Raw genomic sequence first — 26,172 nt, forward strand, 5'->3', positions numbered from 1 at the left:
TCGAGTGTTTATTGAGAACGGAATTCCTCATGTGAAGATGTAGCGAAATGAAAAAGGTGATGAGTATTATTTTGAGGATCATAGGTTTGATGAGCAGCCTGAGCGTGAAGGCGAGGCTCCAAAACTTGATTTTATGAATGAATAACATAGAGAAAGATCTTATGGGGGGTGTAGAAGATATGTGGTTTTTATTTGCAATTCTATCAGCGGTGTTTGCAGCACTGACATCAATACTTGCCAAGGTCGGCATTGAGGGAGTTGATTCTAATCTGGCTACAGCGATAAGAACCTGCGTTGTTGTGGTGATGGCCTGGGTTATGGTGTTCATTACGAGTGCCCAGGGCGGGTTAAGTTCAATCGGCAGAAAGAGCTGGATCTTTTTGATTCTGTCAGGACTTGCTACCGGTGCATCCTGGCTATGCTACTACAAAGCTCTGCAGATGGGTGAAGCTTCGAAAGTTGTGCCTATCGATAAGCTGAGTGTTGTTATTACGCTGGTGCTGGCATTTGTCTTTTTACATGAGGAGTTCACAGCAAAGTCTTTAATCGGTTGTGTGCTGATCGGAGCAGGGACGCTGATTATGGTAATTTAATGGTGGATGGGAAAATGAATAAGAAAATGAATAAGAAAAAAATCATGGCGGTTCATACTGTATGCTTTTGGGGTGTCATAGCTGCTTGTTTTTTGGGTATAATTGTTGGATCATTTTTTGACTTTGGTATCAATGAGGCGCTTGCCAATAAGACAGATATTGGTGCCTTCTTTGCCACTTATGGATCATACTTTTCATATTGCCTGTATCCTGCAGCCGGATCATGCTTATTCGTGGGCCTCAGGAAGAAGGGAGACTGCTACCGTATACTGGCGTATACTTTGCTGGTGCTGAGTTTGTTTATGGCTGTGTATTATTCTAACAGTTATAACGGCAAAAGCGTGCGCCAGTTGTTTGGGTATTCTGCCGGGCAATCCTCTCCGATACTGTCAGTTGCAAGTTGGATGTTCTGGGTTGTGCTGTATTCCTGGATACCATTTGTAATGATACGTCTAATGGATAACAGAAATCCTGACAGGCTCATTGCCGTTGGAGCGGCAATACTTATTGCAGGTATAACGGCAGATAATGTGAACTCGTGGCTCAAGCAGGTTGCTTCAAGACCTCGTTATAAATACCTGATCACATTAGATGATCCAATAAGCCAGTTTCGTAATTGGTGGCAAATGGTTCCAAACCTCGCCGGTGGTGATGATAATTTTAAATCCTGGCCCAGTGGTAACATGACAATAGCCAGTATGATGTTTTCGCTTCCGATGCTTGCGAATGTAATGAGAAAAAGGAGTGAAAGAAAGAATGTTATCTGTTTTATTATCGCCTGTCTTTACGTGTTGATCTATGGCTATAACCGCATTCATATGACTAATCATTTTTTATCTGATGTATGCTTTGGAACACTGATCACATATCTTATTTATGTAGCCGTAAGTGAAGCATTTTTATCGGCGAGTAAAACGGATTGATAATGCGATGCATGGGAGCCTAATCTTTAAGTAAATATAAAGTATCAAAAGATCTGGTCGATATATGAGAAAAGTGAGTTTGTTTGTACCACTAATAGACACCAATTTGAACCATTAGCCGCTCGCTTTGCTCGCGACATGAGGTTAAGTTATGAAACAGTACAGATATATCCTTAATAAGAAAATATCACTGGATCAGATGATTAATGAAATCCGTGAGCTTCCCGAGTACAAGAACGGATATAAAGCTCTCCTTCAAGTTGTAGAGCAGGACTGTGATCCGGTGCCTATACAAAGAGATCTGGACGTTCTTAAAAGAGGCCTTCCGAATGTGACTATCGTAGGAATGACCAGTCATGGCGCTTTAAGTAAGACGACCCATTCTATTCGCTACACGGTATGCTCGATCCTTTTTTTTGAAAAGAGCGATTTCGAAGTTACAGTGTACGATTGTCATGATCAGACGCCAAGGGAAGCTGGTAAGGATTATAAAGTAATTCTTAGAGGGTATAAACATCCCAAGGCAGTTCTTATGATGTCTTCGGATTTTAGTCTGTGTCCGGAACCTTTTATAGACTGTATCAATGAGCTTGAGTTTGAGATTATTGTTTTTGGAGCACTGGCAGGCACAAAGCGGATGGGAGATGATAAATCTCTTATTTATGTTGATGATAAGATATATGACAGAGCTATTCTTGCTGTAGCTTTCTGCGGAGATGAACTTCATTTTGCATATGATTACAATCTTGGTTTTAAATCTCTTGGTAAAGAGCTTGTTGTAACCAAGTCTGATGATGTAGGCGTTGTATATGAAATTGATAATAAACCTGCATTTGATATATACAGTCAGCATCTTGGCGTTGAGATGAACGATTACTTCTTTGAAAATACCAGCTCTTTTCCCTTTATGTTAAGAGAAAACGGGCATTATCTTGCAAGGGTTGCACTTGACTATCAGAAGGAAAATGGAGCGCTGGAATTCGCTGTAAAGATTCCGGAAGGATCCTCTGTCAGCCTTGGATATGCTACGGACAGGTATCTTCTTGAAGAGTCATATTATAATGCTAAGAGGATGTTCGGATTCCATCCTCAGGCTATCATGATCTATGCCTGTATGAGCCGCCGCATGCTCATGGGTGATGATCTTGCAGAGCTTGAGTTCGATCTGTATGAGAACATATATCCGAATGCAACCTGGGCTCATGGGTATGGAGAGATACTTCATGCTAATGGTCTTAGAGGATTCCTTAATGCATCACTTGTGGCTGTTGGTATCAGAGAAGGAGAGATTTCTGAAGAGGATAAGACCAAAGAGTACAAAGATATCGACTTTCCAAAAGAGTATTTCGGAGGTTTTAAGCCGCTTTCAGAAAGACTCGTCAAGTTTCTGGAGACTACAACTTTGGATCTTAGATATGCTATAGATCAGCTATTCAAAGTTGCAAGTCTTGATGATCTTACCCAGATATATAACAGACGTGCCATCAACCATTTTCTCCAGCAGCATATAGACGGCTTAGGATCTGAGGGAGAGGTTATGGTATTACTTGTAGATATCGATCATTTCAAAAAAGTAAATGACACCTATGGACATGATGTGGGCGATCTGATACTTAAAAATGGCGTAGACCGAGTTAAATCTATCGTTACCCAGAAGGACATTATCGGCCGCTGGGGAGGAGAGGAGTTTATTATGATCTCTCCTTATAGCAGCAAGGACAAAGCTATACAGGCAGCTGAGATGATACGAAAAGGCGTAGCTGATTTTGACTTTGAAGTGGCAGGGCATATCACCGTAAGCGGCGGCGTCACACTTTTAAGACCTGGAGATACGATAGATACTGTGTTTAAACGTATTGATAATTCTCTCTATGAAGCAAAAGAGACCGGCAGGAACAAGATGGTCTTTAGATAAATACAAATAAAAAAGGTGCCGGCTCCGATATGGGAGTAAGGCACCTTTTCCTTTTATTTGATAACTTTTTAGAATCTTAAATTAATGTTCGGATATTAGAAGCTTATCCTGAAGGCTTTTTAATTGGCCGGTAAGTTTGTTATCCTCGTCAAAAGAATAAACATATCCGTGAAGTGATTTTGCTTTATTCTGCAGTGTCTTGGAATGGCTCCAGACGAATATGGCGGATTTTCCTTTGCCATTCTTGGCTTCCTGAATGAGGTTGGCGGCAGCGCTGTTACCATCGAAGGCTACAACCATAGATGGGCGTCTTTCGAAGATCTCGTAGTTGAAACTCTTATAGATGCCCATTCCCTGTGCTTCAGTAGATACTCTAATTTCTATACCAAGTTTTTTGAACCTTTCTATTTCTTTTTTACCCATAAGAGCAGGAACAACAGCATATATCCTGAATCCTTTGGAGTTGTGTTCTAAAAGGTACTTCTCATAGCCGCTTAGTTTATGTCCTATGACAAAACACACTTCATCAGGCGACAGGTAATCAAGAAGTTCATCCAGCTGTCTTTGGCCTTCATTTGTAACTCTTGTAGATCTGTTCTCTGAGTTGAAACTTCCCCCAAGAAGTACGATGGGGAAGCGATCCCAGGTGATCTCATTGATCATATCTTTAAGTTCTTTATTAGTATCCAGAAGTTCTTTGGAGCGTGGCATGCGTTTTTTAAGCTTTACTGTCTTCATCTTTTCGAGGAGAACTTCTTCCATATCGCGCCCTTTAAGAAGCTCATTAAAAGCTGCTTTCTTGTCAGAATAGGCTTTCCTGCTTTCTTCTATTATCTGTGACTCCGCATCCTTCATAAGCTTAACTTCGTCATCAGACAGATCAAGTAAAGTCTTAAGTGACAGCTCTTCGTCAAGAGATGTTGTGCCATAAAGGGCTGCTCCATCAGTTCCCTGAACGCAGCGTATGCCTTGCTTTAGATACTCTTTTAGTGGATGGTTCTTTAGTGAATTGAGGTTATTAAGGCGGACGTTACTTGTAAGCTGGAATTCAAGGACTATGTCATTGTCTTTGAGCTGCTTTAGGACTTCGCGGCCCTTATTGGACTTGGGAGAGTAGGTATATAAGCCGTGTCCAAGCCTCATACGAGGCATCTTCTGGCCGGGAGCAAGAGAGTCCTTAACACAGGCTATGCTGTGTGCGATGTTATCTTTCTGGCTGTCATTCTCACCTGCGTGCACTCTTATAACGAAAGACTCGTCTTTGGATGCAATCTTGACTATCTCTTTAAAGGCCGGCTTGAGCGTTATTATGTCATTGATCTCTTCACCGACGAAATCACATCCTGCAACATATGGATCAAGAGCAGTAGCTTTCAGGACTTCAAGGTTTTGCTCGAGATAGTCGGAGGGTGTTATAGCATCTTTGACGATAGTAAGTGGGATCCTTCGGATGGCAGCAAGGAATCTTATCATGACACCTGTCTCCTGATAGATCTTGGGCATGATCTCATGGACTTGTCTTAGCATCTCGATGGATTCATACTTTTTGACCAGTGTAGTATCGGATATTTCAGCATAGTCAACGCCTTGAGCTTTATAACCTCTGGCTATCCACAGAAGCTTATCCTGGAAGATAGTGTTATTCTTGTAATCCGGGTTCTCACCGTCTCTTAGCATCTGCACAAGAGCATTCCTTACATCTGCATCAGGTATCTGACCGACTGAGTCGATTTGTATCTTATCCTCACTTTCTCTGCCTTTGGCGAATACGTATCTGTAAAGGTATACCTTCTCAAGATTGGTAAAAACAGCCTGGCCGTCCTTGATAACGGCAAGTGACCCGCGAATCTTGACGATGTTCATTTCGGCATTGTCGAGATTGTTAAGAATAAGGTCAGCAAAATTTATGAAGGTGTTGTCGTTTATCTTTCTGTCGAGGTATTTGCCCTGAAGAGGAGAAGTGATGAACTGGCGCTCAACTTTTTTTCTCTGGGCATTGACCTTGTCCCACTGAGAGGGTGTGAGCTTTAGCCCCAGCTTCTTGACATAGTAAAGGGGATAGCGGATCTGATGATAGATTCCAAGAGCGATCATGACATCGGCTTTTAAGTTGCCGTTCATGTGAGTATGGAGATCCCCGCGGAATTTTAGGTTTCTTGGAACATAGGATTTGAATATAGTCTTGTTTAGATCCAGCTGATAGTTCTTGGTCTGGCTCATAAGTGTCTTGGCAATAGCAGGGATCAGCGCTTTAACTGATACGCGTCCATCAGGATATATATCCGCAACTTCTATATCACCAAGCCTGAATATATATACTTCTTCATTAGCTGCATTGACATAGCAGGGAACCTGTCCCTTTATGATCAGCATCCCGTTTTCATCCTGTGACAGCGGGAGATTGCAGGTCGCTGACAGATTCCTTATAAGGTTACCGGTACTGTGGTTTGGCGTAGACAATACGTAGTATAGATCGCCCAGATCCTTATAAATGCTTACTATTATATCTTTTTCATTATCCAGGAAAAAACATGTGAAATATGTCATAAGGTGGCCTTTCTTATCAGGTTATAAGTACTTTCTGTAATTATGGGACATAGAATTAAATCCGTCCAGTAATTATTGGACGGATTTTTGAAGCCTCTTATTCTCATACATCTTCTCGTCTGCAATGTGGAGAGTTTCGTTATAGTCATACGCAGAATCGGGAGTGTGGCTGTGATATCCGTAAGCTATGTATACAGGCTCACTTGGATTGTTTGTATTGTGAATCTCAATCTCTTTTTCAAGCTTTTTTATTAGCTTTTCTGTGACTATTCCACTATCGGGCTTTTGTATTATGACACTGAATTCATCACCGCCGATGCGGTAGCATGTGCCTTCATGGCCAAATATATCATTTATAATATTAGCTGCATTGATGATATATCTGTCTCCTGCCTGATGGCCTAAGTTATCATTTACAGACTTTAAGTTGTTAAGATCAAGGGAGATGATACTGTACTCTGTATTTATGCTTAGCTGGGCCACATCATTGTTAAAAGCATTCCTATTGTACAGGGTAGTCATAGAATCGGTGTTTGCAAGCTTTTTATAATATGCGGCCATCTTGCCGTTTTCAATGGCTTTGAGAGATTCTCTGATGTTGATGTATGCATGGATCACTATATAGCTTAGGAGCAGGAACCTTCCAAAGAGGTCGTTATGTGTGCCTGTCCCTGACCAGTATAGAGCTATATCAACCACAGAGATTGCAATAAGTATCAGCATTGAAGCGGCTACGAATATAGCTATCCTTTCTTCATCAGCATCCGCGCTTATAGTATCACTAAATAAGATCTTTGATAACTCGGATGCTTTTGATTTATCCGGCATGGAAGATTTATATTTTTTCCTAAAATGCTTTCTTAGAGTCGTTACTACAGCTACTGCAGTATAGATTATAGCTATAGCCCAGACGCAGTGAGTGATGATGACTGACTCCTTAAGATCCATGACACCTAAAAGGGCAAGTCCTATAACAAGCACGAAGTTAACAAGGCATAGAACAGGTGTGATCCTATATAGATATTTGTCCTCCGGCCATAAAGTGAAATGGATGTAAATAATAAATGGGGACGGTATGAATATCAGGATAAGAAAAGCTAAAACTCCTGCAAGCGCTCTGTTTTCAAAAAGAACAACAATGGCATTGGTTTCGCCTGAAGACCAGATTCCCAGCATTATGGAAGCTATACCAAAATTGAACATCTTGGTAGTAGATACGCTAAGATGCTTGGTACTAAAGTAATAGATGACCATCCCGAATCCGAAGACTATATCAAGTATAGATATGATAAGGGCAGGAGAGGATTCTCTGACAAGAGATGCTTTTAGATTATAATAGTCACCTGCAAAAAACGAAGGGATAGTCAGGTCAGCTTTATTATAACGATGTATAAGCTTTACGATTATTTCCTGTGAATCACCTGATACTTTTACAAAGTGCCATGTATTGCCGTTGGATTTCATAAAAAGAGAGCCGGAGCCGGTTCTTTTGTAAATTAGATCATTGTCTGCATATACATAAACATCTGTAAATATTGTGTTAAAAGAAAGACAGTCACCGGCTTCTTTGATAGTGGAAGTATCAAGGGTTACGATTGCAAAGCCGTCGTCTTCCTTTGTTATGGATTTCGCAGATAATGCTACTTGAGTATCTTCTGCAAACATACTGGCCGGTTCATTGCCTATGTCAAAGATAGCGTAGCCTGCGATGATCATACATGCAATTATTAAAAAGATTACATAGATCCTGATTACGTGTTCTTTCATAATTCCCTCAATTATCAAGCTTTTGTATCGAGACAATTGGCAGTGCTACTCGGTAGCTTAGAAGTAATCCGGCGCCTGTATTAAGGCATAATTATAATTACAACTGATCTGAACATACATCTTAGGATAGTTGTGGCTGATAAAATATAAAATCCTGTATAGTATATCGGTTAATATCAGCTCTTTGTATAGCTTCTTCTTCGAAAATGCCATCCGTCCTACTTATTTGTCATTCTGTCAGAAAATCAATACTTGATTAGAATCTTTGGGGTAAGTTATGATAAATTCAATCAAAAGAACTAAAAAAATAAAAAGAAAATAGAAAAGGAATTAGTAAAAATGGTTGTATCTTCAGAATTTAACGACACACTTGATCTATCAGACATCATGGCTATGGTAACTGAAAACGGGACCTATTCAAGCGGAGAGCAATACGATATTATTTCTAAAGTTGCATATCTTCTTGGTATGAATAAAAGAATATTTGAAAACGATCACGAGCCGCCAAAGCTAGAAATCTTCAAGAAACTGGATATTGATAAAAGAGCTCGAATTATTAGAAATCTATGTCTGCTTAGAAATCAGCTCGAGCATAATTTCTTAAAAGTGTGCCAGGCTATCCAGCAGGAAGGAAGAAGTATCTTAGGAATGCCGGAATATATGTCGGCTGATGCTATGAAGGCTCTGTCAGATGATGGGATAGAAATATATAATCATCTCAAGGAACCCACACCTTTTCTTACAAATATTAATCTGAATATAAAAAGCAGGATCAATAACTGTAGAGACCTGTTCCCGGAATGGATCAACTGGAATTATTTATCTGATATATTTATCATGCCGGGAGGCACCACTCCTGAAGGTCAGAAGAAAGCTGCAGCTTTTTTCTATGAAAACATTAATTATTATCCGTACAAACAGTATATGAACTGGCCTGCGCAGGATGAGGGCAATATTCTTCTTAATGATAAGAAATTCGTAACGCTTCTGTACCGCTGGAACAATGATGAATTCCAGAATCTGAGCTTTGTGTCTGATGTAAGCGACAGAACCAAGGCCAATATCTATACATTTATAGAAAACAGTGATAAGTGCGTATTCATAGTAGACTGCGAGAATTCAGATCCCTACAGCCTCTGTGCTGCAATACGAAATTTAGAGCCTGAAAGACTTGAGAAGATCGAGAAGATCATACTCTTTGATGATATACATGCCGCTTCTGCCTGGGAACTTCTTAAGTCTTATATAGATATACCTGTAGAATATATAATGATAGAAAGGCTTAAAGATAATAAATCTCTTGCCGATGTCAAGGTAACAGCCAGAACCTGTAAAGAGTTCTATACCAATAATGTAGATTCATTTGTTTTGGTATCCAGCGATTCTGATTATTGGGGACTGATGGAAGAGCTGCCTGATGCTAAGTTTTTGGTAATGGTAGAGCATGATAAGTGCAGTTTTGCTTTGAAAGAAGCCCTTATCAAAAAAGACATATTCTACTGCTACATTGACAGTTTCTATGCAGGCGGAGCTGAAGATATCAAAAATGATGCTATTCAAAAAGATCTTGCAAGAACTATTAGAGAATCTCTTGACCTGAATCTTAAAGATCTTATGAATGAAGTACTTGGTAGAACCAGAATAGAAATGTCAGATGAAGAGATAACATCTTTTATCAAAAGAAAGATCAAGAACCAGCTCGAAATAGAAGTAAATGAAGACTGGGATGTTGAGCTTAAGTATAGAGTTAGAAAATGACTTGAGTTATAAGTATTGCATGAGAGAAAATAAGTAGATTATAAAATTCCAAAATTATAAAAACCAGAGATCAGAAAAACATAAAAAACATTTATTTAGTCAGACAGGAAAGCCAAAAACACTATGACAGAAGTTTCAATCAAAAGAAAATCACGTACCAAACTTGATATGACCCAAGGTCCCATAATGAAGCTGGTGATACTATTTGCCCTACCTATCATTGCAAGCAATGTACTCCAGCAGTTCTATACGATCATGGATACTCTTATCATTGGCAATTTCTGCGGAGCGACCTCAATCGCCGCGATTGGCACAAGCTCACAGCCTGTAGAAGTATTCATGTGCGTGTTTATGGGTATAGGCGGAGGCGTATCTATCCTTGTATCCATGCATACAGGAAGTAAAGATGATGAGTCTCTAAGAAAGACAGTAAAGACGTCAGTTTCATTTACCTATATAACTGCAATCCCCTTAGCTGTTCTTGGCATCATTCTCACACCTGTGATACTAAGATTTATGAATGTTCCGGAAGATACCTGGGATCTGGCGGTTTTGTACATTAGAATCGTATTCGTAGGACTACTTGGCAATATGGGATATAACATGAATGCAGGAGTTCTGCGCGGCCTTGGTGATAGCAGCTCGACACTCCTTTTTCTGATCATATCAAGTGTTACCAATATCGTGCTGGATCTTTTGTTTGTGGCAGGCTTTGGTATGGACGTTGCAGGAGCTGCTATAGCTACGATCATAGCAATGTACCTTTCATGGTTTTCTAGTGTCATATATATTATTAGAAAATATCCTCATATCGAGTTTTCTTTTTTGCCAAAAGGAATAGATAGAGAGTCTTTAAAAAATATACTTAAGCTAGGACTTCCTCTTGGCTTTAACAATTCACTATATACAGTCGGTCATATCCTTTTGCAGACACTTATCAATCTTCAGGGTTCTGCCTTTATGGCAGGAGCTTCGGTAGCAGGTAAGATCATGGGAGTCAGCAGCGTTGCTATATCATCATTTTCACAGGCTATGTCTACCTTTGCAGGTCAGAATTTTGGAGCAAGAGATTATAGAAGGCTCAAAAAAGGAGGACGTATAGTCCCCCTGTATTCAGCACTTATAACTATGTTACTAGGAATTGTTATGTATATATTTGCACCCCAGCTGGTTGGCTTTTTTACCAAAGATGGAATGGCAATAAAGTATGCACTTTTAGTACCATAAAAGTGTAGTTGCTAGAGAGTAATTAACTCTGACATCTGCACTTATTTTTTTATAATAAGGGGAGTAATTGGTCTGACGTGGCTCTTTTTGGATCAGCGCATCCGTCACATAAACCGTTAGCCAACCCCTTATTATAAGCATTCGCTTAAGCAGGTAGGGAGAAACACCCGTGTAACCAACTAAACTGAATGGTAATAAGTGTGGCTGGAACAATTACTATTTACAGTTGGAGGAGGTTCAGAATGATTAGTGTTGGAATTGATGTATCAAAAGGAAAAAGCACTGTCTGCATACTTAAGCCGTATGGAGAAATAGTGTGCAGTCCTTTTGAAATGCAACATGTTGAGAAGGGGCTAGACGGACTCGATAGTATTCTCCAGAAGTTAGATGGTGAAATACGTATAGTCATGGAAGCAACGGGCATCTATCACTTGCCAGTATTGACTTATCTTACAGAGAAAGGCTATTTCGTATCTGTAGTAAATCCTTTTGTGATGAAGTCATTCGCAAAGGATAACAACTTTAGGGGTGCAAAAACTGACAAACTTGATTCGGTCATGATTGCTAATTATGGAATTGAAAAGTGGTTTAAACTCCAAAAGTATGAAGGTGCCGAAGAGGTATATGCTGAGTTGAAGCTGCTAGGGCGCAGATATAGGTACTATATGGAACTCCATGTTAAGGCTTTACAAGAATTAACTCATATCCTCGATTATGTCATGCCTGGAATCAAGAAAAAGTTTAATAGCTGGAACGAATCAAACAACAAGGACAAGTTAAGCGATTTTGTGGAAAAGTTCTGGCATTATGATGTAATTACTTCCATGAGTCTTGAAAAGTTCACAGATGAGTACCTTCTCTGGGCAAAAGAAAAGAAATATCACCGGAGCAGATCCAAAGCTGAAGAAGTCTATGAATTAGCATCCGGTGGTATTCCTACACTATCTTCCAGTACCCCATCGACCAAAATGTTAGTACAGGAAGCAGTATCAGTATTAAGGGCTATAGATAGCTCCTTGGCTACTATATTAGCACGAATGCAGGTTCTTGCTAAGTCCTTACCAGAATACTCTACAGTTAGAGAAATGGGTGGTGTTGGAGATGTGCTAGCGCCAAAACTAATTGCAGAAATAGGAGATGTAAGAAAACTTCATAGTGCAAAAGCTCTCATTGCTTGTGCCGGTATAGATCCACCGCCTTACGAGTCAGGACAATTTGTGGGCACAAATCGAAGGATGACAAAGAGAGGATCATCAACTTTACGAAAAGTAGGATATGAAGTAATGAGGGTACTTAAGAGTCATCCGGCGCCCAAAGATGCTGCTGTATATAATTATATAATCAAGAAAGAAAATGAGGGAAAGTGCAAAAAACACGCTAAAATAGCGGGATTAAATAAATTTCTACGTATATATTATGCAAGAGTAACCGCAGTCTACAAATAAGTAGCAACAGCTATAAAAAGGCTGGAATTATTCATCCAGCCTTTTTGTGATACTTAAAAATGGTGAAATTGAAAACACTTAAAAATAAGCCGTTTCGCTATTGACATTTGTTAGCAGGTTTATGTGTGCATATCCAGATTCCGTTCCAATGGTGCTTTTGTGTACTCAATACAATCCTTAATCTGGCCAACGGAATTGGTGCTGTAAGGTATTCTACTGTTGTCAACTTGCTGATGCTATGGGCGGTTCGAATACCCAGTGCATATCTTATCGCAACGTTTTGGGACGGACATTATGTAACAGGCGGCGTATCCATAAGCTTTGTCTTTGGTATGCTGGCAGCGCTTCTTTTCTATAGATCAAGTCATTGGGCGAGGATATGCAGAGCCTAGCATGCCGACTTGTTCATATTCAATATGATCAGATATCCACTTTGGTAGTTCCGCCAAGGAATGTGGTAAGTCAATGTACCTGCCTTCAAGAAGAGCTCCTACAGGATTAGCTACCTATAGTTATCATTATATCGTATTACAGTGTATAATAATATTAAATATGATAATACTTTGGCTATCTGATACATATTACTTTTTGAATATATTTAATACTAATAGGAGCGCATAGCTATGAAGAAAGTAAAGAGTCTTATTGCTATACTAAGCATTTTTATGCTGATCACAGCATGTGGTAAGTCTGAGCCTCAGACCATGACATTGTCTTTTGAGTCCAACCCTACAACAGGGTATTCCTGGACAGCTACCCAGAATCCTGAATTATTCACGATCACAGATGAATATATTGAGAACGAGCATGAAGAGGGCATGACAGGAGTAGGAGGTCAGCAGGTGTTTTTGCTACTCCCAAATGAACCGGGAACTTGTGAGATCACATTTACTTATGCAAGGTCCTGGGAGCAGACTGAAGCTGATACTACCGTATCCTATACAGTTGAGATTGACAAGAACAAGCATATCAAAGTGTTATCCTCCAAATTGGCCGGCGGAGACGATATAAACTCAATTCCGCAGATTCCTAAGCCGGTTATAGAGTGATATATTAGTAAGATGATCTATAATTTAGAAAATGGAGCCGGATAAGTATATGGATACTATACATTTTTTAGGGGAAGAAGACTTCCGTAGTGCAATGGATCATGAGAATAAAACATGGCGCGATACCTGCGTGACCAAAGGCAGCATCACAAGTTTTGATGGAACCAGACTAAACTATTATATAGCTGATCCTCAAGGCATTACAGAACAAAATAGTGAATATTCCGATCCAACAGTCAGCATTACCATAGTTCACGGCTTGGGAGAGTTTTTTGCCAAGTATTATGAATATGCATGGTACCTTAATAAGGCAGGTTGTAAAGTGTTTTTCTTAGAGCAAAGAGGTCATGGGTATTCTGAAGGTAAGATGTCAGAACCTGATCTTGTCTATATCGATGACTATGCTACCTATGTAGAAGACCTGAATATCTTCACAAACCAGATCGTCATACCGCAAAGTAAGTCCATGCCAAGACTTGTACTTGCTCATTCTATGGGAGGAGCTGTAACTACGCGCTTTCTTGAAATGCATCCGGAAGTATTTCAAGCTGCAATTCTTAGTTCTCCCATGCTCAAGATGAAAGCCGGCAACATCAACAGATTTGTAGAAACTATACTAAGAATATATGTTGCTTTATTTGGACTTAATAAAAAACTTGCTTTTAACCAAAAACGCTTCAATCCCGATCCAGTCTTTGAAATAAGCAGTGCAAGATCAAGAGCACGTTTTGACTATCAGCTAAAGTTTAGAAGAGAAGACGAGCACTATCAGACAACTGGAGTGACCTTTGGCTGGGCACTTGCAAGCATTAAAGTGCACAGAGATATCTTCAAAGATATAGACAAGATACGTATACCCATAGACCTATTTACCGCAGGACAGGATCACCTTATAGATCCCGCCGGCTATGAACTCTTTGCCCAAAAAGTAAATACTTTAAGAATCCATCCCTATGAAAATTCCAGACATGAAATCTTCAATTCAGATGACAATGATAGAGAAAAGTATTTTTCTGAAGTTATTAAAATAATCAATGGATACAGATAATTAAAAAAGGCGCTGCTTTTTAATGCTCTGTTTAATATTAAGACTTTCCTTCTGATTCTTCGAGTTCTCTTAGGGTGATGGGGTATATGGTTTCATCTGTAAGGCCCGGATCTGTGCGCAGATGATTGTTGGTATTTATCCTTAAAGTGACACTCTTTCCATCAACCTTGTTGATAGACTCTATGTGTTCTTTGACTTTTTTGGTAAGCTCATCAAGCTTCTCTTTAGAATCTATGTAAATGATGATAGCAAAATAGGATTCTTTAAGCCTTGATGCTGCGCCGCTTTGCTTGATGACATCGATGATCTTCTCGCCCATCTGCCTTATAACACTAGAAGCAACTTCCTTGCCATAGCTTTCTTCGATACGGCGCTGGTTGGAATTGTGAAGTATTATATAGGCATAGTTTCTGCCGCTATCATTGTACTGGATAGCATAATCCATCATTATCTCGATGAAAGCTTTGATATTCATAAGCCTTGTGATAGTATCAAGCTTTGTAGGATTTTTGAGCTTTTGAACTCTGTATATCTCTTCATCTACATCTGCAAAACTTCCTACAAGACCTATGATCTTGCCGCCCTTATATATAGGCACTTTGTTACAGATGATATTGTGTACGACTCCATTTACGATACACTGACCGGGCGCATTGTATACCCTAAGACCTTTGCCAAGGACATCAAGTTCATCACCCTGATAAGGCCCGTCATCGACGTGCCAGTGCATCTCTTCGTCAGTTTTGCCGATGATGTCGTCCAGAGATTTTATCTCATAGAAATCAAGGAAGGACTTGCTGACGCCTCTGAATCTGCGATCTTTATCCTTCCAGAACAGCTTATATGAAGAGTTCTTGATAAGGCTATACCAAAGCCTTGCATATTCCGTTGTAGTATCGTCGTCGTATAGTTCGCCATTATTAGAATCAGCAAGTACACTGCTAAGTGTAACAGCTGGATCATTACTAAGTGAACTCGTCTCATCATCAGAAAAATCAGGATAGTACAGCTTATCAAGAGCTCTTGACATCTCACCTGTAATTGCACTTATAGTCAGCAGATATTCTGAATCTCCGATGCCGGTAAGTGGTAATATTGCAAAATCGCGCCACAGATAAGAGCCGTCTTCCTGTTTGACTCTGATAGTCTTTTGAGCAAAAGGATGCTCTTTAGAGAATTCCTTTTTACCTGTATACATAAAGCTCATAAATTTCTTAAAGAATTCTCTATCTTCAGGGTATACAAACTTCTCTTTGAAACTTTTAAGAGATTTGTCTAATGGAACAGAAGAGTAAGCAGACCCCTCTATATAGTTGTATCCGCCCAGAAGAGGCGAAATTATATTTTCTTTTTTGTTGATAAGAAGTACTGTTTCATGAAGATGATTGAGCTCTTTGAGCTTGTTGTTGAGCTGATCTCTTTCTGCCGTATTCTGATCGAGGGAGATATTGTTGATATTGCCTCTGAACAGATATTTGCCGGCATTATCCGCAAGATATGTTGCCTTTAGCTGGTAGTAATTACCTTTAGATGTATAAAAAAATGTCTCAGTCCCTTTACTCTTTATCGTTTTGTCAGCGAATTTCCTATATTTGGGCATAAGAGGAGAATCCGAGTTGTAGATGATTCTGTCAATCTCTTCATAGTTGTATCCATTTAAGGATATCTGTTTCTTATAAGCCTCGTTCATAAAAAGAGTCTTAAAGTTATAGCCATCGTATTCAATGATCTCCAAGGGCCTGTCCAGACCTACAAGAGCAAGACATGCAGTTTCATAGTAGCTTCGCCACTGTCTTTGCTCGAACTCGATATGCTTATCTGCAATACTTTTAAGCATTTCATCATAAGGCTGAGGCTTGCCATAGTAATAGCCTTGTAATTTGCCGCAGCCAACAGACAGGAGGAAGTCAATCTGCTCCTTGGTCTCAACACCTTCGCTCAGAGTTTTGATACCTATTTGTTTGGCGAGATTAATAGCCGATCTTAATATACTCTTGGACTTTTCGGTAACATCGGACAGGAACCTCATGTCCATTTTGACAAGATCAAAATCATAATCTTTAAGAAGATTAAGAGAAGAGTAGCCGCTTCCAAAGTCGTCCATCCAGATTTCATACCCTCTGTTTCTAAAGTCTGTGATGACTTTTTTCATCAGCTCTTCGTCCTGGGCGATCATGCTTTCAGTTATTTCAAAGTGAAGATAATCTCTGGGAATGTCGTACTTTAAGATCGTGCTTTCAACTACATCCAGCATATCGCACATGATAAAGTCAAGTCTTGAGAAATTTATGGACACAGGAAAAGTAGGCTTGCCGATTATCATGTGTTCATGAATATCGCTGCAAACCTTATCTACCAAAAAGCAATCGAGCTTATGTATATTATTACTTGCTTCCAATGCACTTATAAACTTGTCGGGAGTCAGCAATCCATATTCCGGATCTATCCATCTGGCAAGGGATTCGGCACTGCAAAGCTGACCTGTAAGTCCTCTTATTACAGGCTGGTAATAGACCTTGATCCATCCATTTGATATGGCGTCATCAATATGGCTGACTACATGTTCATAAATAGCATTAACGTCCTTGCTTTCGCTCATATCTCCATCCACATAATTTTGGTATATACGTGATGCTACAAGGTAATCTATGTTACGGAAGAATATAGGACACTCTGAAAGCTATTTAAACTACATTTCAAGAATGTACAAACAGTCTTCGTATATGTATATCGACCAAAAAGAATTAATGCATTATCTTTTTTGGTCGAAAATAAAAGATAATAATAGAGTTTATGTATTATGAACTGATTCAAATCTAACGATATACTATAAGAATGCATATATATATGATTCATATTGATTCGATTCATGTAGATAAGGAGTAAAGAGGTAGACTATGGTTCTATGGATTTATCTGTTCCTTATTGTTTTTATCAATGGTTTTGAAGCAGGAGGCTATCAGGCAAGTCTCTATAGTATAGGACAGACTTATGATTTATCAGTGACAAGTAAGGGCTTATTTGCCTCCGTAGAGCTCTTTGCAACCATGCTGGCTCCTCTTGTACTGGGGAATTGGGCAGACAGGACCAAAAAGCTTAGATGTCTACTGATCCTTCTCGGGATTCAGATCATTTTCTCTATTACTATTTTCATGAGTAATATTCAGCTTGTATTTATTGTTGGTATCTTTTTTCTGGGTCTTACAACAAGTGCTCTTCAGTTTATATCCATAGCAGCTCTTGCAGAGAGCTATCCTGCATCCGGCAAAAAGAAGATCGGCTTCATGACTTCAATGTATGCTCTTGGAGCTTTTTTGGCACCTTTATTCGTTGACTTTTTCATAAATAGCGGACTTACCTGGAAGATGCTCTTTGTATCACTGACTATAGGATCAGTGATAGCTTTTGCAGGCGTTGTCATATGCAAAAACCAAAAGGCAGAGACAGCATTTAGAACAGATAACATAAATGCTGGCAATACAGGATTTGTTGTTTGGGGTGTGCTTTTATTGTGCGTTGTCATGTGTATATATGTTGGCTTTGAGAATGGTTTTGCATTCTTTGTTGATACTTTGTTTGAAGAGGTATTTAGCTCCGGACTTGGCAAGTTCGCGCTTTCAATGTTCTGGGTAGTTATGATCCCATCAAGAGTGCTTGTAGGTCTTTTTTCAAAATACTCAAAGAAGATACTTATAGCTGCGATAATAGCTATTCCGCTTATTACAGTTGTTATTGCTTTTGCAAACAGCGCAGAACTTGTGATGGTACTTTGTATACCTTTGGGATTTGCTTGCGGCGCTATATATCCTAGCGTTCTTACAACGCTGATGGAGTATTCTGGAGATCGTAAGGCTACGGCTACCGCCATGATAACGACAGCTACAGGTATCGGAGGTGCTACATTTACCGCTCTTACCGGTATTCTTGCAGGTAGTATGGGACTTAGAGGAGCTATGATAGCTCTTTCAGCATTTTTTATCCTGTCACTTATATCAGTAATTGTATTGGGGCATATAGACTTATGGAAAGCCAAAAGCACAGAATAGTTTCATAAATGAAGTCTTTGAAGATACTTTTAAGAAGGCAGATCGGAATCTATCTATTAATGATTTATACATTCATTCCGATATCTATATAGATGATTTCCCACTTTTATATTATTAGTGCGAAGCTTTTTTGTTCTGATATAAGACAGAAAGGATTTAAAGCTATGAAGAAAAGAATTGTTTGTTCTATGGTCCTGACAATGGCGCTTGTTTTTGGAACTTCATGCTCTTCAAAGGAAACAGAAGATGTTCAGGAAACAGGTGCTACATCCACTGCAGAGTCTATCACTATCTTAAACATAAAAGGCGAAGTAGCTCCGCAGATGCAAGTGCTTGCTGATGAGTACAAAAATCAGACGGGCATTACGGTTAATGTCCTCGGAGTTGATGCCGGTGTTGATGCACAGGCTACTCTTAAGGGGTACTATCTGTCCGATCAGATGCCGGATATTATCGCTTGTGAATCAGCAGGATTTGGAAACTGGGAAGGACTTCTGGTAGATATGAGCGATCAGGACTGGGCAGGAAGAACTGATGCCGCATATATTGATGAAACATATGGAACTATCGGATTTCCATATACTACGGAGGCTATAGGACTTGCCTATAATGCAGATATTCTTGCAAAGGCCGGAGTTGATCCAGGGTCTATAACGGGACCTGACTCCATGAGGCAGGCCTTTGAAACAATCGATAGTAAAAAGAATGAACTAGGGCTTAAAGCTGTTATAGCTTACTGCACTGAACCTGAGAACCTTGGATGGTCTTGCGGAAACCATATCTTTGGAGCATACCTGGATTCAGGGCTTTCAAGGACAGATACGACTTATCTGGATATTCTGAATGATGGCGGTAAATTTGATGATGATAGATTCTCTGATTTTACAAGGATGATTGCTCTTTTTAATGAGTATTCTGATCCTGACATTTTGGTAGATGGAACTTATGATGAGCAGGTTACGGGTTTTGCAAGCGGAGAGTATGCCTTTATAACACAAGGTTCATGGATAGGAGCATCGCTAACTGGAGATCTGTCTGATTATTATTCTAAAGCAGGTAATTTTGAAATAGGTATGATACCGTACTGTTATCAGGAAGGTATGGATACAATTTTGACCAGTGCTCCTTCATGGTGGGCTGTATCCAAGGAGGGGCAAGTTGAAGCATCACTTGCATTCCTTCAGTGGTGCTCAGAAGACAGCGCCCAGAAGATATTTGTAGAACAGGCAGGATTTGTAAGTCCTTTTAAAGATTGTAAATATGTTGCTTCAGATCCTTTTGCACCAGTGATCTCAGAATATATATCTTCTGGTAAGACATCAAGCTGGCACTGGATGGAGATGCCTGAGGGACTTGGTCAAAAAGGCTTTGCTTTTGCATTTTGCGATTTTGCCAAAGGAGAGCTGGATGAGGATGGGTTCTTACAAGAAATCAAGAAGATTGCAAGCGACTGGTATGCAAAGTTATAAGGAGGACGAGGTATGAATAAAAAAAGTAAAGTTAATGTACTAAGTTCTATCATGTTTCTGATTGCTGCCGGTAATGTAGCAATTCTTCTGGCTTTTATCGTTGTCATGAGTATGGTGATCTCATCTATGACAACATCAACTAATACAAGTGTTGATATGTTCGGACAGATGATGAATATCACTACTGGAGAAGCTAAGCTTAAAAGTGATGTAATGTCACTTTTTGATCAGGCAACAGGGTATGTGGCAGCAGAAGCTGTAGAGACGCAGACAGCTCTTTTGCCACAGATAGAACAAGTCAAGAAGGACATCTCAGAAGATATCAGTTCACTTAGAAGCGAATTCGCAGCACTTGATAATGAAAGTGCAACTACCAAGATGGATGAGATAGAAGCTCAGTATGGAAGGCTTGTTAAGTTCGTTGAATCTTCCATGGAGAGGAAGGATGCAGGGGATCAGGCTTCTGCTTATACGATACTCTTCGATAAGGCTGAAATACAGAAAGTTGCCATATTCCATTCAACCAAGGTACTTGATCAGGCAATAAGTGATTCTTCTAACAATACGATAGATGCTATGAACATACTTCTGATTAGAGGTAAAGTGACCTCATACATCGGAATATTCGTAATAATAGCTGTTATAATAGTAAGCTTCCTTTTGAGCTATATTAATGTTGTCAAAAAGATAAGAAGTATACGCAGCGAAGTAAATGGCATCATTGATGGAATTGAAAGCGGCAATGGCGATCTGACAGCCAGAATCAATACAAAGACCAAGTCAGAGCTATCATATATTACTTCCGGTATAAATAATTTCATAGAGACATTGCAGCTTATTATGAAAGATGTTAAAGATGGATCCGTAGTACTTGCATCATCATCGGCAGAAGTATCATCCCAACTTCATATGGTAGATGACAATGTAACCAATACATCAGCAGCACTGGAAGAATTGTCTGCAAGTATGGAGACGGTATCAGGCAATGTAAATAGTATCAATGACAGTGTAGACGACGTCAAATCAGCTGCACAGCAGATTGCGGACGAAGCTACAGAAGGAACCAAGACAGCCAATGCTATAAAAGCGGAGGCAGATGAACTTAAAGAACAGGTATTTAAGAAAAAATCAGAAGCAAGTGAACAGGTTGAAAGATTGTCAGAAACACTTAGAGAATCTGTTCATGAATCTGAAAAGGTCGGTAAGATCAATGAACTTACAAATGTCATCCTTGATATAGCAGGACAGACCAATCTGCTGGCTCTCAATGCTTCAATTGAGGCTGCAAGAGCAGGCGAAGCAGGTAAGGGCTTTGCTGTAGTAGCTACAGAGATCAGCTCACTTGCAGAAAATTCAAGGAATACAGCTGCAAACATACAAGAGATAAGTGGTGAAGTTACTAATGCTGTTAATGACCTTGCCAAAAATGCTCAGGCAATGCTTGACTATATCAATGGTCAGGTTATAAGTGATTACGATGAATTCGTAGCTACCGGAGAGAAATACGAACACACAGCAGACATAATGGAAGAGATGCTTGGAAATTTCAATAATAGAGCTGAAAACCTTAATGGCATAATGACTGAGATGGTTGACTCTGTTCAGATGATAAGTACTTCAGTACTTGAAAGCTCGCAGGCTATATCCCAGTCAGCTACAAGCTCGCAGGAAATCGTCGGAGGTATAAGGAAGATATCGGAAGCTATCGACAAAAACACCGAAGTAACCGAACAGCTCAATGAAACAACCCAGAAGTTCACTTCATTGTAATTTATTGATATTATAACGTTCAAATATTTTAGAATTAGTGGATTTTGCGGTAATTTGGCAAGCTGGAAGCAAAGTAGACATAAAAGAGACAATCGTTTCAAATAAGCAGATTGTCTCTTTTTTTAATACGTAATAAATGATAAAGTGTAGAATGTGTAGAAAACAGTAATGGGAGGTGCATTAGATGTCGTATTTAGTTCGAAGAGCAATAGAGAAAGATATTCCATCACTCATGGAACTTTTAAAGCAGGTCAACAAGGTTCATTATGATGGCAGGCCTGATCTTTTTAAATTAGAAACCAAGTATTCACCGGATGAATTAAGTAAGATCATAGCCGATAATGATACACCTGTATTTGTATGCGAGGGTGAAGGTGGTAAAGTTTTGGGACACGGCTTTTGCGTAATGCAAAGACCTGAGAATACGAGGCTTTTAACAGATATTTTGACACTATACATAGATGATATATGTGTTGATGAGTCTGCAAGAGGCATGCATGTGGGCGAAGCTATCTATGAGCATATTATAGAGTACGCCCGCAGTAATGGTTGTTACAATGTCACTCTTAATGTCTGGAGCTGTAATCCCGGTGCAATGAAGTTCTATGAGAAGATGGGGCTTGTGCCTTATAAAGTGGGGATGGAGAAGATTTTGTGATAGTATTTACTGATTGGCTAAAACTCTATATCTGACAGTGGCAGTATCCGGTTGTCATTTTTTACAAAGATTAGCGCAACTAGTTGCAGTTTTCTAAATTACATCGTATTATCCAAATTCATGTTGTACAATGACATAGAAGTACATCCATGTACTTCTGGACATGTCTTCGTTACATCCTGTAAAGGGACATAGAAATACATCCATGTATTTCTGGACATGTCTTCGTTACATCCTGTAAAGGGACATAGAAGTACATCCATGTACTTCTGGACATGTCTACATTACATCCTGTAATGGGACAATTTACCTATATGAGAGGGATAATATGATATATAAATTCAAGCAGTCTGAAAGTAAAGAACTAGTCAGAGACCATCTTAAAATGGGTGGTTCAAATCCTGATGGCGAAGTGATAAGTGTTACCAATAAGTATTTTGAAAAGGGCGGAAAACCCTGGATCGGAATAATGGGAGAGTATCACTTCTCAAGAGATTCAAGAGATAACTGGTACGATGAACTGTGTAAGATGAAGGCCGGCGGCATCACTATAGTTGCAACTTATCTTTTCTGGATCTACCATGAAGAGATTGAGGGAGAGTTCGACTTCTCGGGTGATCTTGATATCAGGAAGTTTGTTGAGGATGCAAGAAGAGCAGGATTATATGTGATCCTTAGAATAGGACCATGGGCACACGGCGAATGCAGAAACGGCGGATTTCCTGACTGGCTTGTTCAAAAGGACTATAAGCTTAGAGACAATAACGAGCAGTATATGGCCAAAGCCAGAATCTGGTATGAGAAGATTTATGAGCAGGTCAAGGGACTATTCTATAAAGATGGTGGCAATATAATTGGTATACAGTTTGAAAACGAACTTGTGGACAATGCGCCTCACCTTCTGGCTCTGAAGAAGCTTGCCCTTGAAATTGGTTATGAAGCTCCAATCTATACAGTTACAGGGTGGAACAGTATCTACGGAGCTGAGATCCCTGTAGAAGAGGTGGTTCCTGTCTTTGGAGCATATGTAGAAGCTCCATGGGCTGATAGTACAGATAAGCTTCCTCTTTCACCTCATTATGTTTTTAATACTACAAGGAATGATACGGCGATAGGTGCTGATCTTATCAAAGACAGTAATGAAAGTGGCTGGCAGCTTCCATATGAGAACTATCCATATGCAACTTGCGAACTTGGCGCAGGTCTTCATTCAACTCATCACAGACGAGTAGTAGTATCCGGAATGGATGCATATGCGCTTTCACTTGTTAAGCTTGGATGTGGTAACAATCTCATCGGTTATTATATGTACCACGGCGGAACTAACAAGATCGGCAAGTTGTCCACTTTTAATGAATCCAAGGCTTCAGGATATCCTAATGATTATCCGATTCTGAATTATGATTTCCATACTGCCATGACCTCTTATGGTGAAGTTAGAGACCAGTACAGACTCCTTAATCTGATACACCTTTTTGTTAATGATTTTGGGCAGATACTCGCTCCTATGGATAATGTAGGTTCTACTAAGGACGTAGCTGCTGATGATCTTACCTCTCTTCGATATGCCATGAGAACTGATGGTAGAAGCGGCTTTGTATTTATCAATCACCATCAAAGGCTTGCAGAGCTTGAGGATACTAAAGATGTCGTAATCGATACCGGAAGCGTTATATTTCCAAGTATTAGTGTTACTGGCGATAAAGCTTTCTTTCTTCCATTTAATATGGATACTGACGCAGGCAACCTTGTATATGCAACAGCTCAGCCTCTTTGCAAGACAGATAATACCTACTTCTTCGTAGAAATCGATGGAATAGCGCCGGAATATAAGTTTGATGATGAAGATGTTATCAGTCAAAAGAGCTTTGTGAGAAACGGATATAAATTTGTCACAATCTCATTTGAGCAGGCACTATATGCAAGAAAGCTTGGTGGCAAGCTATATATCGGCGATGGAGTGGACTTGTACGAGGAAGATGGCAAGATCAGACAGATTCATGACGGTGCATTTGAGTACTATGTATGGAACGGCGAGGACTTTGAAGAAGTCGGCGTATTAAATGATGATGAAAAGTTTGTGATCTCTTCTGATGAAGATAGAGACAAGATCGCTTTAAATGAATTTGAAAAGCCTCACCTGTTCCAAGAAGGTATAGATGAGCCATTCACGCCTACGTACCTGGATGAGCTTAATATGGGCTGTGAGAGAAAAAGATTCTGGAGGAAGCTGACTGTTGATAAGCCGGAAGGATTTGTAAATATAAGATATGAAGGCGACGCAGCGCAGATTTATGCTGATGGCAAGCTTGTTGCCGATGAATATTATATAGGCGAGAGATTCAGAATCCCTGCAAAACTTATCTATGGCAAGGAAAGTTATCTTGTATATTCAGAGCTTAAGGATGACTGCTATAGGGAATTTTGAAGTAATAATTCATAATTCCCGCTGGTCCGTCCTGTGAGTAGTTCGAAGTAAAAATGGTTCCTGATTTTTCTATAGCTTATTACTATAGAAAAATCGAGGAGCTTTTTTTATGGATAAAAAGTTGATCCACGTTGATTTAGCATATTTTGAGGACGATTAAGCAAAGATATAGTTGATTATAATTGTTTGTAGTCTATAATAGTCTTGGTACATTTGAGATATACTTATTAAACATCAATATATATTATGAGTATACTTTTTCGTTTGCTGTATCAGAGATACTGATAAGAACTGAAAAAGGATTAATAGCAGAAATAAAGATTATAACCAACTGCCAATATCATAATAAATCTTACAGACATAACCTGAGAGGACATCATCATGACATTAAAAGCTTACATTAATCCGGATTTTACATTGGGCGAAAAATTTATTTTTTTCATAATAGCGCTTGTAGGAATCCTACTATGCACATTTGGTGCAAGATTTGTTACTAGATTGGTTGCCGGCGGACGAAGTAGTGACAAGAATGAGCTTCTTATAAAAGCAGATAGCAACGTAGAACTCTTTTATGAAATGATAATCTCAGGAACTTCTGTTATGTCATTCGCAGTTTCTTATGTTGTATGTAACCATATCTATTCGTTGATACAGACAAGTGGAGAGTCAGGTGCGGGATGGATGCTTTTTTATAATATATGGAGTGATGGCAAGGACTTTGCATTACTACTACTGATCTGCCTGTCCTGCGTTCTTAATACAATTCTTGATAAAATAGTCATCCCTCTTAAAGTGATTGACAGAGACAAAAAAGCTACAGTCCGCATGCTTAGTATGTTCTATGTAATCATCATTTTGGTATACCTTAATATAATAGGTGATGAAAGCGAATATAGCCCTGTAATGATGTATTATCTGGGACTTATGATCGGACGATTTGTATATTTTGATGCATCATTTAAAGACTTTGTAATTGCACTTAAGAATATGTTTGTCAATCTCCATCTTCTTATCATGGGGCTTATACTTACAGGAGTCCTGTGTTATATAGGATTTAGTGCAGGGTATCTGCTGGAGCGTAATTATTATATTGTTGGTATATTCTACACGCATCTATTTATGCTTATTGCTGTATTTGTATTGCATCACGGCTATACCATTTTAAAGATGTTCAGAAAACCGGTTCAGCAAAATACGAGATATCAGGAAGCTGATTATAACGGTAATCCATATACTAATGGTGATGTATATAATAACAGGCCTGTAAATAGAGGACAGAATCCAAAAGCTCCATATAATAAAGCTCAAAATTTGAAAATGCCTAACAAAGCTAATGTTAACAAGAATACTAATATAGCTATAAATAGAAAAACTAATGTGTCAGCAAACAGGAGTACTAATGTGTCAGCAAATAGAAATACTAATATGACTGCAAATAGAAGTACTAATATGGCTATAAACAGAAATGCCAATGTACCTACAAATAGAAATACCAACAAACATACTTCTAATAATAGGTAAGCTTGGCA

The 26,172-nt window shown here is 39.3% G+C and carries 18 protein-coding genes; 15 read left to right on the plus strand and 3 right to left on the minus strand.

Annotated features, from left to right (window positions below; translation table 11 throughout):
• Positions 1-179: 179 nt before the first annotated feature.
• The 3 genes from I7804_RS11165 (at position 180) to I7804_RS11175 (ending at position 3,431) form a co-directional block, all read left to right on the plus strand.
• Entirely contained in the window at positions 180-593 is a 414-nt protein-coding gene (locus I7804_RS11165) for an EamA family transporter (RefSeq protein ID WP_027204074.1), read from the plus strand.
• Between the two features lie 26 nt (positions 594-619).
• Complete coding sequence (locus I7804_RS11170) at positions 620-1,516, plus strand: phosphatase PAP2 family protein (protein WP_248403497.1); 897 nt, start codon at positions 620-622, stop codon at positions 1,514-1,516.
• Positions 1,517-1,667: 151 nt separating this feature from the next.
• Complete coding sequence (locus I7804_RS11175) at positions 1,668-3,431, plus strand: diguanylate cyclase domain-containing protein (protein WP_248403498.1); 1,764 nt, start codon at positions 1,668-1,670, stop codon at positions 3,429-3,431.
• Positions 3,432-3,512: 81 nt separating this feature from the next.
• Here the strand turns inward: I7804_RS11175 and I7804_RS11180 are convergent, their stop codons facing one another.
• Positions 3,513-5,978 carry an adenosine deaminase gene (locus I7804_RS11180; RefSeq protein WP_248403499.1) on the minus strand — a complete coding sequence of 822 codons (2,466 nt, stop codon included), beginning with the start codon at positions 5,976-5,978 and terminating at the stop codon, positions 3,513-3,515.
• 72 nt (positions 5,979-6,050) lie between these two features.
• A complete protein-coding gene (locus I7804_RS11185; protein ID WP_248403501.1) occupies positions 6,051-7,745 on the minus strand; it encodes a GGDEF domain-containing protein in 1,695 nt (564 codons plus the stop codon).
• 339 nt (positions 7,746-8,084) lie between these two features.
• Between I7804_RS11185 and I7804_RS11190 the strand changes: the two genes are divergently transcribed.
• The 6 genes from I7804_RS11190 to I7804_RS11215 all read left to right on the plus strand — a co-directional run bounded on the left by I7804_RS11190 (position 8,085) and on the right by I7804_RS11215 (position 14,272).
• Positions 8,085-9,503 (plus strand): hypothetical protein, encoded by a 1,419-nt coding sequence (locus I7804_RS11190; RefSeq protein WP_248403503.1) that lies wholly within the window; start codon positions 8,085-8,087, stop codon positions 9,501-9,503.
• A 123-nt stretch (positions 9,504-9,626) separates the two neighbouring features.
• A complete protein-coding gene (locus I7804_RS11195) occupies positions 9,627-10,730 on the plus strand; it encodes an MATE family efflux transporter (RefSeq protein WP_248403505.1) in 1,104 nt (367 codons plus the stop codon).
• Positions 10,731-10,972: 242 nt separating this feature from the next.
• The gene (locus tag I7804_RS11200; RefSeq protein ID WP_248403507.1) at positions 10,973-12,175 is read left to right on the plus strand and encodes an IS110 family transposase; all 1,203 of its coding nucleotides are present in this window, start codon (positions 10,973-10,975) and stop codon (positions 12,173-12,175) included.
• A 125-nt stretch (positions 12,176-12,300) separates the two neighbouring features.
• Positions 12,301-12,567, plus strand: a complete 267-nt coding sequence (locus I7804_RS11205; protein ID WP_248403509.1) for a hypothetical protein — start codon at positions 12,301-12,303, stop codon at positions 12,565-12,567.
• Between the two features lie 231 nt (positions 12,568-12,798).
• Entirely contained in the window at positions 12,799-13,224 is a 426-nt protein-coding gene (locus I7804_RS11210) for a protease inhibitor I42 family protein (protein WP_248403511.1), read from the plus strand.
• A gap of 49 nt (positions 13,225-13,273) precedes the next feature.
• The gene (locus I7804_RS11215; RefSeq protein WP_248403513.1) at positions 13,274-14,272 is read left to right on the plus strand and encodes an alpha/beta fold hydrolase; all 999 of its coding nucleotides are present in this window, start codon (positions 13,274-13,276) and stop codon (positions 14,270-14,272) included.
• Between the two features lie 37 nt (positions 14,273-14,309).
• Here the strand turns inward: I7804_RS11215 and I7804_RS11220 are convergent, their stop codons facing one another.
• Complete coding sequence (locus tag I7804_RS11220) at positions 14,310-16,871, minus strand: EAL domain-containing protein (RefSeq protein WP_248403515.1); 2,562 nt, start codon at positions 16,869-16,871, stop codon at positions 14,310-14,312.
• Positions 16,872-17,169: 298 nt separating this feature from the next.
• On the opposite strand from I7804_RS11220, the gene I7804_RS11225 reads away from it, so the two are divergent.
• The 6 genes from I7804_RS11225 (at position 17,170) to I7804_RS11250 (ending at position 26,164) form a co-directional block, all read left to right on the plus strand.
• Positions 17,170-18,318, plus strand: a complete 1,149-nt coding sequence (locus I7804_RS11225; protein ID WP_248403517.1) for an MFS transporter — start codon at positions 17,170-17,172, stop codon at positions 18,316-18,318.
• 164 nt (positions 18,319-18,482) lie between these two features.
• Positions 18,483-19,787 carry an ABC transporter substrate-binding protein gene (locus tag I7804_RS11230; RefSeq protein ID WP_248403519.1) on the plus strand — a complete coding sequence of 435 codons (1,305 nt, stop codon included), beginning with the start codon at positions 18,483-18,485 and terminating at the stop codon, positions 19,785-19,787.
• A 12-nt stretch (positions 19,788-19,799) separates the two neighbouring features.
• Positions 19,800-21,557 carry a methyl-accepting chemotaxis protein gene (locus tag I7804_RS11235; protein ID WP_248403520.1) on the plus strand — a complete coding sequence of 586 codons (1,758 nt, stop codon included), beginning with the start codon at positions 19,800-19,802 and terminating at the stop codon, positions 21,555-21,557.
• Between the two features lie 184 nt (positions 21,558-21,741).
• The gene (locus I7804_RS11240) at positions 21,742-22,215 is read left to right on the plus strand and encodes a GNAT family N-acetyltransferase (protein WP_248403521.1); all 474 of its coding nucleotides are present in this window, start codon (positions 21,742-21,744) and stop codon (positions 22,213-22,215) included.
• Positions 22,216-22,543: 328 nt separating this feature from the next.
• Positions 22,544-24,643, plus strand: a complete 2,100-nt coding sequence (locus I7804_RS11245; protein ID WP_248403523.1) for a beta-galactosidase — start codon at positions 22,544-22,546, stop codon at positions 24,641-24,643.
• Positions 24,644-25,024: 381 nt separating this feature from the next.
• Positions 25,025-26,164: a hypothetical protein gene (locus I7804_RS11250; RefSeq protein WP_248403525.1), complete on the plus strand. Its 1,140-nt coding sequence runs from the start codon at positions 25,025-25,027 to the stop codon at positions 26,162-26,164.
• The last annotated feature ends 8 nt before the right edge of the window (positions 26,165-26,172 follow it).

Source organism: Butyrivibrio fibrisolvens (genome assembly GCF_023206215.1).
GTDB lineage: Bacteria > Bacillota > Clostridia > Lachnospirales > Lachnospiraceae > Butyrivibrio > Butyrivibrio fibrisolvens_C.

Bases quoted from the DNA above. Each gene is read 5' to 3' on its own strand.
- I7804_RS11165 (WP_027204074.1), top strand. From the start codon at position 180: ATGTGGTTTTTATTTGCAATTCTATCAGCGGTGTTTGCAGCACTGACA.
- I7804_RS11170 (WP_248403497.1), top strand. From the start codon at position 620: ATGAATAAGAAAAAAATCATGGCGGTTCATACTGTATGCTTTTGGGGT.
- I7804_RS11175 (WP_248403498.1), top strand. From the start codon at position 1,668: ATGAAACAGTACAGATATATCCTTAATAAGAAAATATCACTGGATCAG.
- I7804_RS11180 (WP_248403499.1), bottom strand. From the start codon at position 5,978: ATGACATATTTCACATGTTTTTTCCTGGATAATGAAAAAGATATAATA.
- I7804_RS11185 (WP_248403501.1), bottom strand. From the start codon at position 7,745: ATGAAAGAACACGTAATCAGGATCTATGTAATCTTTTTAATAATTGCA.
- I7804_RS11190 (WP_248403503.1), top strand. From the start codon at position 8,085: ATGGTTGTATCTTCAGAATTTAACGACACACTTGATCTATCAGACATC.
- I7804_RS11195 (WP_248403505.1), top strand. From the start codon at position 9,627: ATGACAGAAGTTTCAATCAAAAGAAAATCACGTACCAAACTTGATATG.
- I7804_RS11200 (WP_248403507.1), top strand. From the start codon at position 10,973: ATGATTAGTGTTGGAATTGATGTATCAAAAGGAAAAAGCACTGTCTGC.
- I7804_RS11210 (WP_248403511.1), top strand. From the start codon at position 12,799: ATGAAGAAAGTAAAGAGTCTTATTGCTATACTAAGCATTTTTATGCTG.
- I7804_RS11215 (WP_248403513.1), top strand. From the start codon at position 13,274: ATGGATACTATACATTTTTTAGGGGAAGAAGACTTCCGTAGTGCAATG.
- I7804_RS11220 (WP_248403515.1), bottom strand. From the start codon at position 16,871: ATGAGCGAAAGCAAGGACGTTAATGCTATTTATGAACATGTAGTCAGC.
- I7804_RS11225 (WP_248403517.1), top strand. From the start codon at position 17,170: ATGGTTCTATGGATTTATCTGTTCCTTATTGTTTTTATCAATGGTTTT.
- I7804_RS11230 (WP_248403519.1), top strand. From the start codon at position 18,483: ATGAAGAAAAGAATTGTTTGTTCTATGGTCCTGACAATGGCGCTTGTT.
- I7804_RS11235 (WP_248403520.1), top strand. From the start codon at position 19,800: ATGAATAAAAAAAGTAAAGTTAATGTACTAAGTTCTATCATGTTTCTG.
- I7804_RS11240 (WP_248403521.1), top strand. From the start codon at position 21,742: ATGTCGTATTTAGTTCGAAGAGCAATAGAGAAAGATATTCCATCACTC.
- I7804_RS11245 (WP_248403523.1), top strand. From the start codon at position 22,544: ATGATATATAAATTCAAGCAGTCTGAAAGTAAAGAACTAGTCAGAGAC.
- I7804_RS11250 (WP_248403525.1), top strand. From the start codon at position 25,025: ATGACATTAAAAGCTTACATTAATCCGGATTTTACATTGGGCGAAAAA.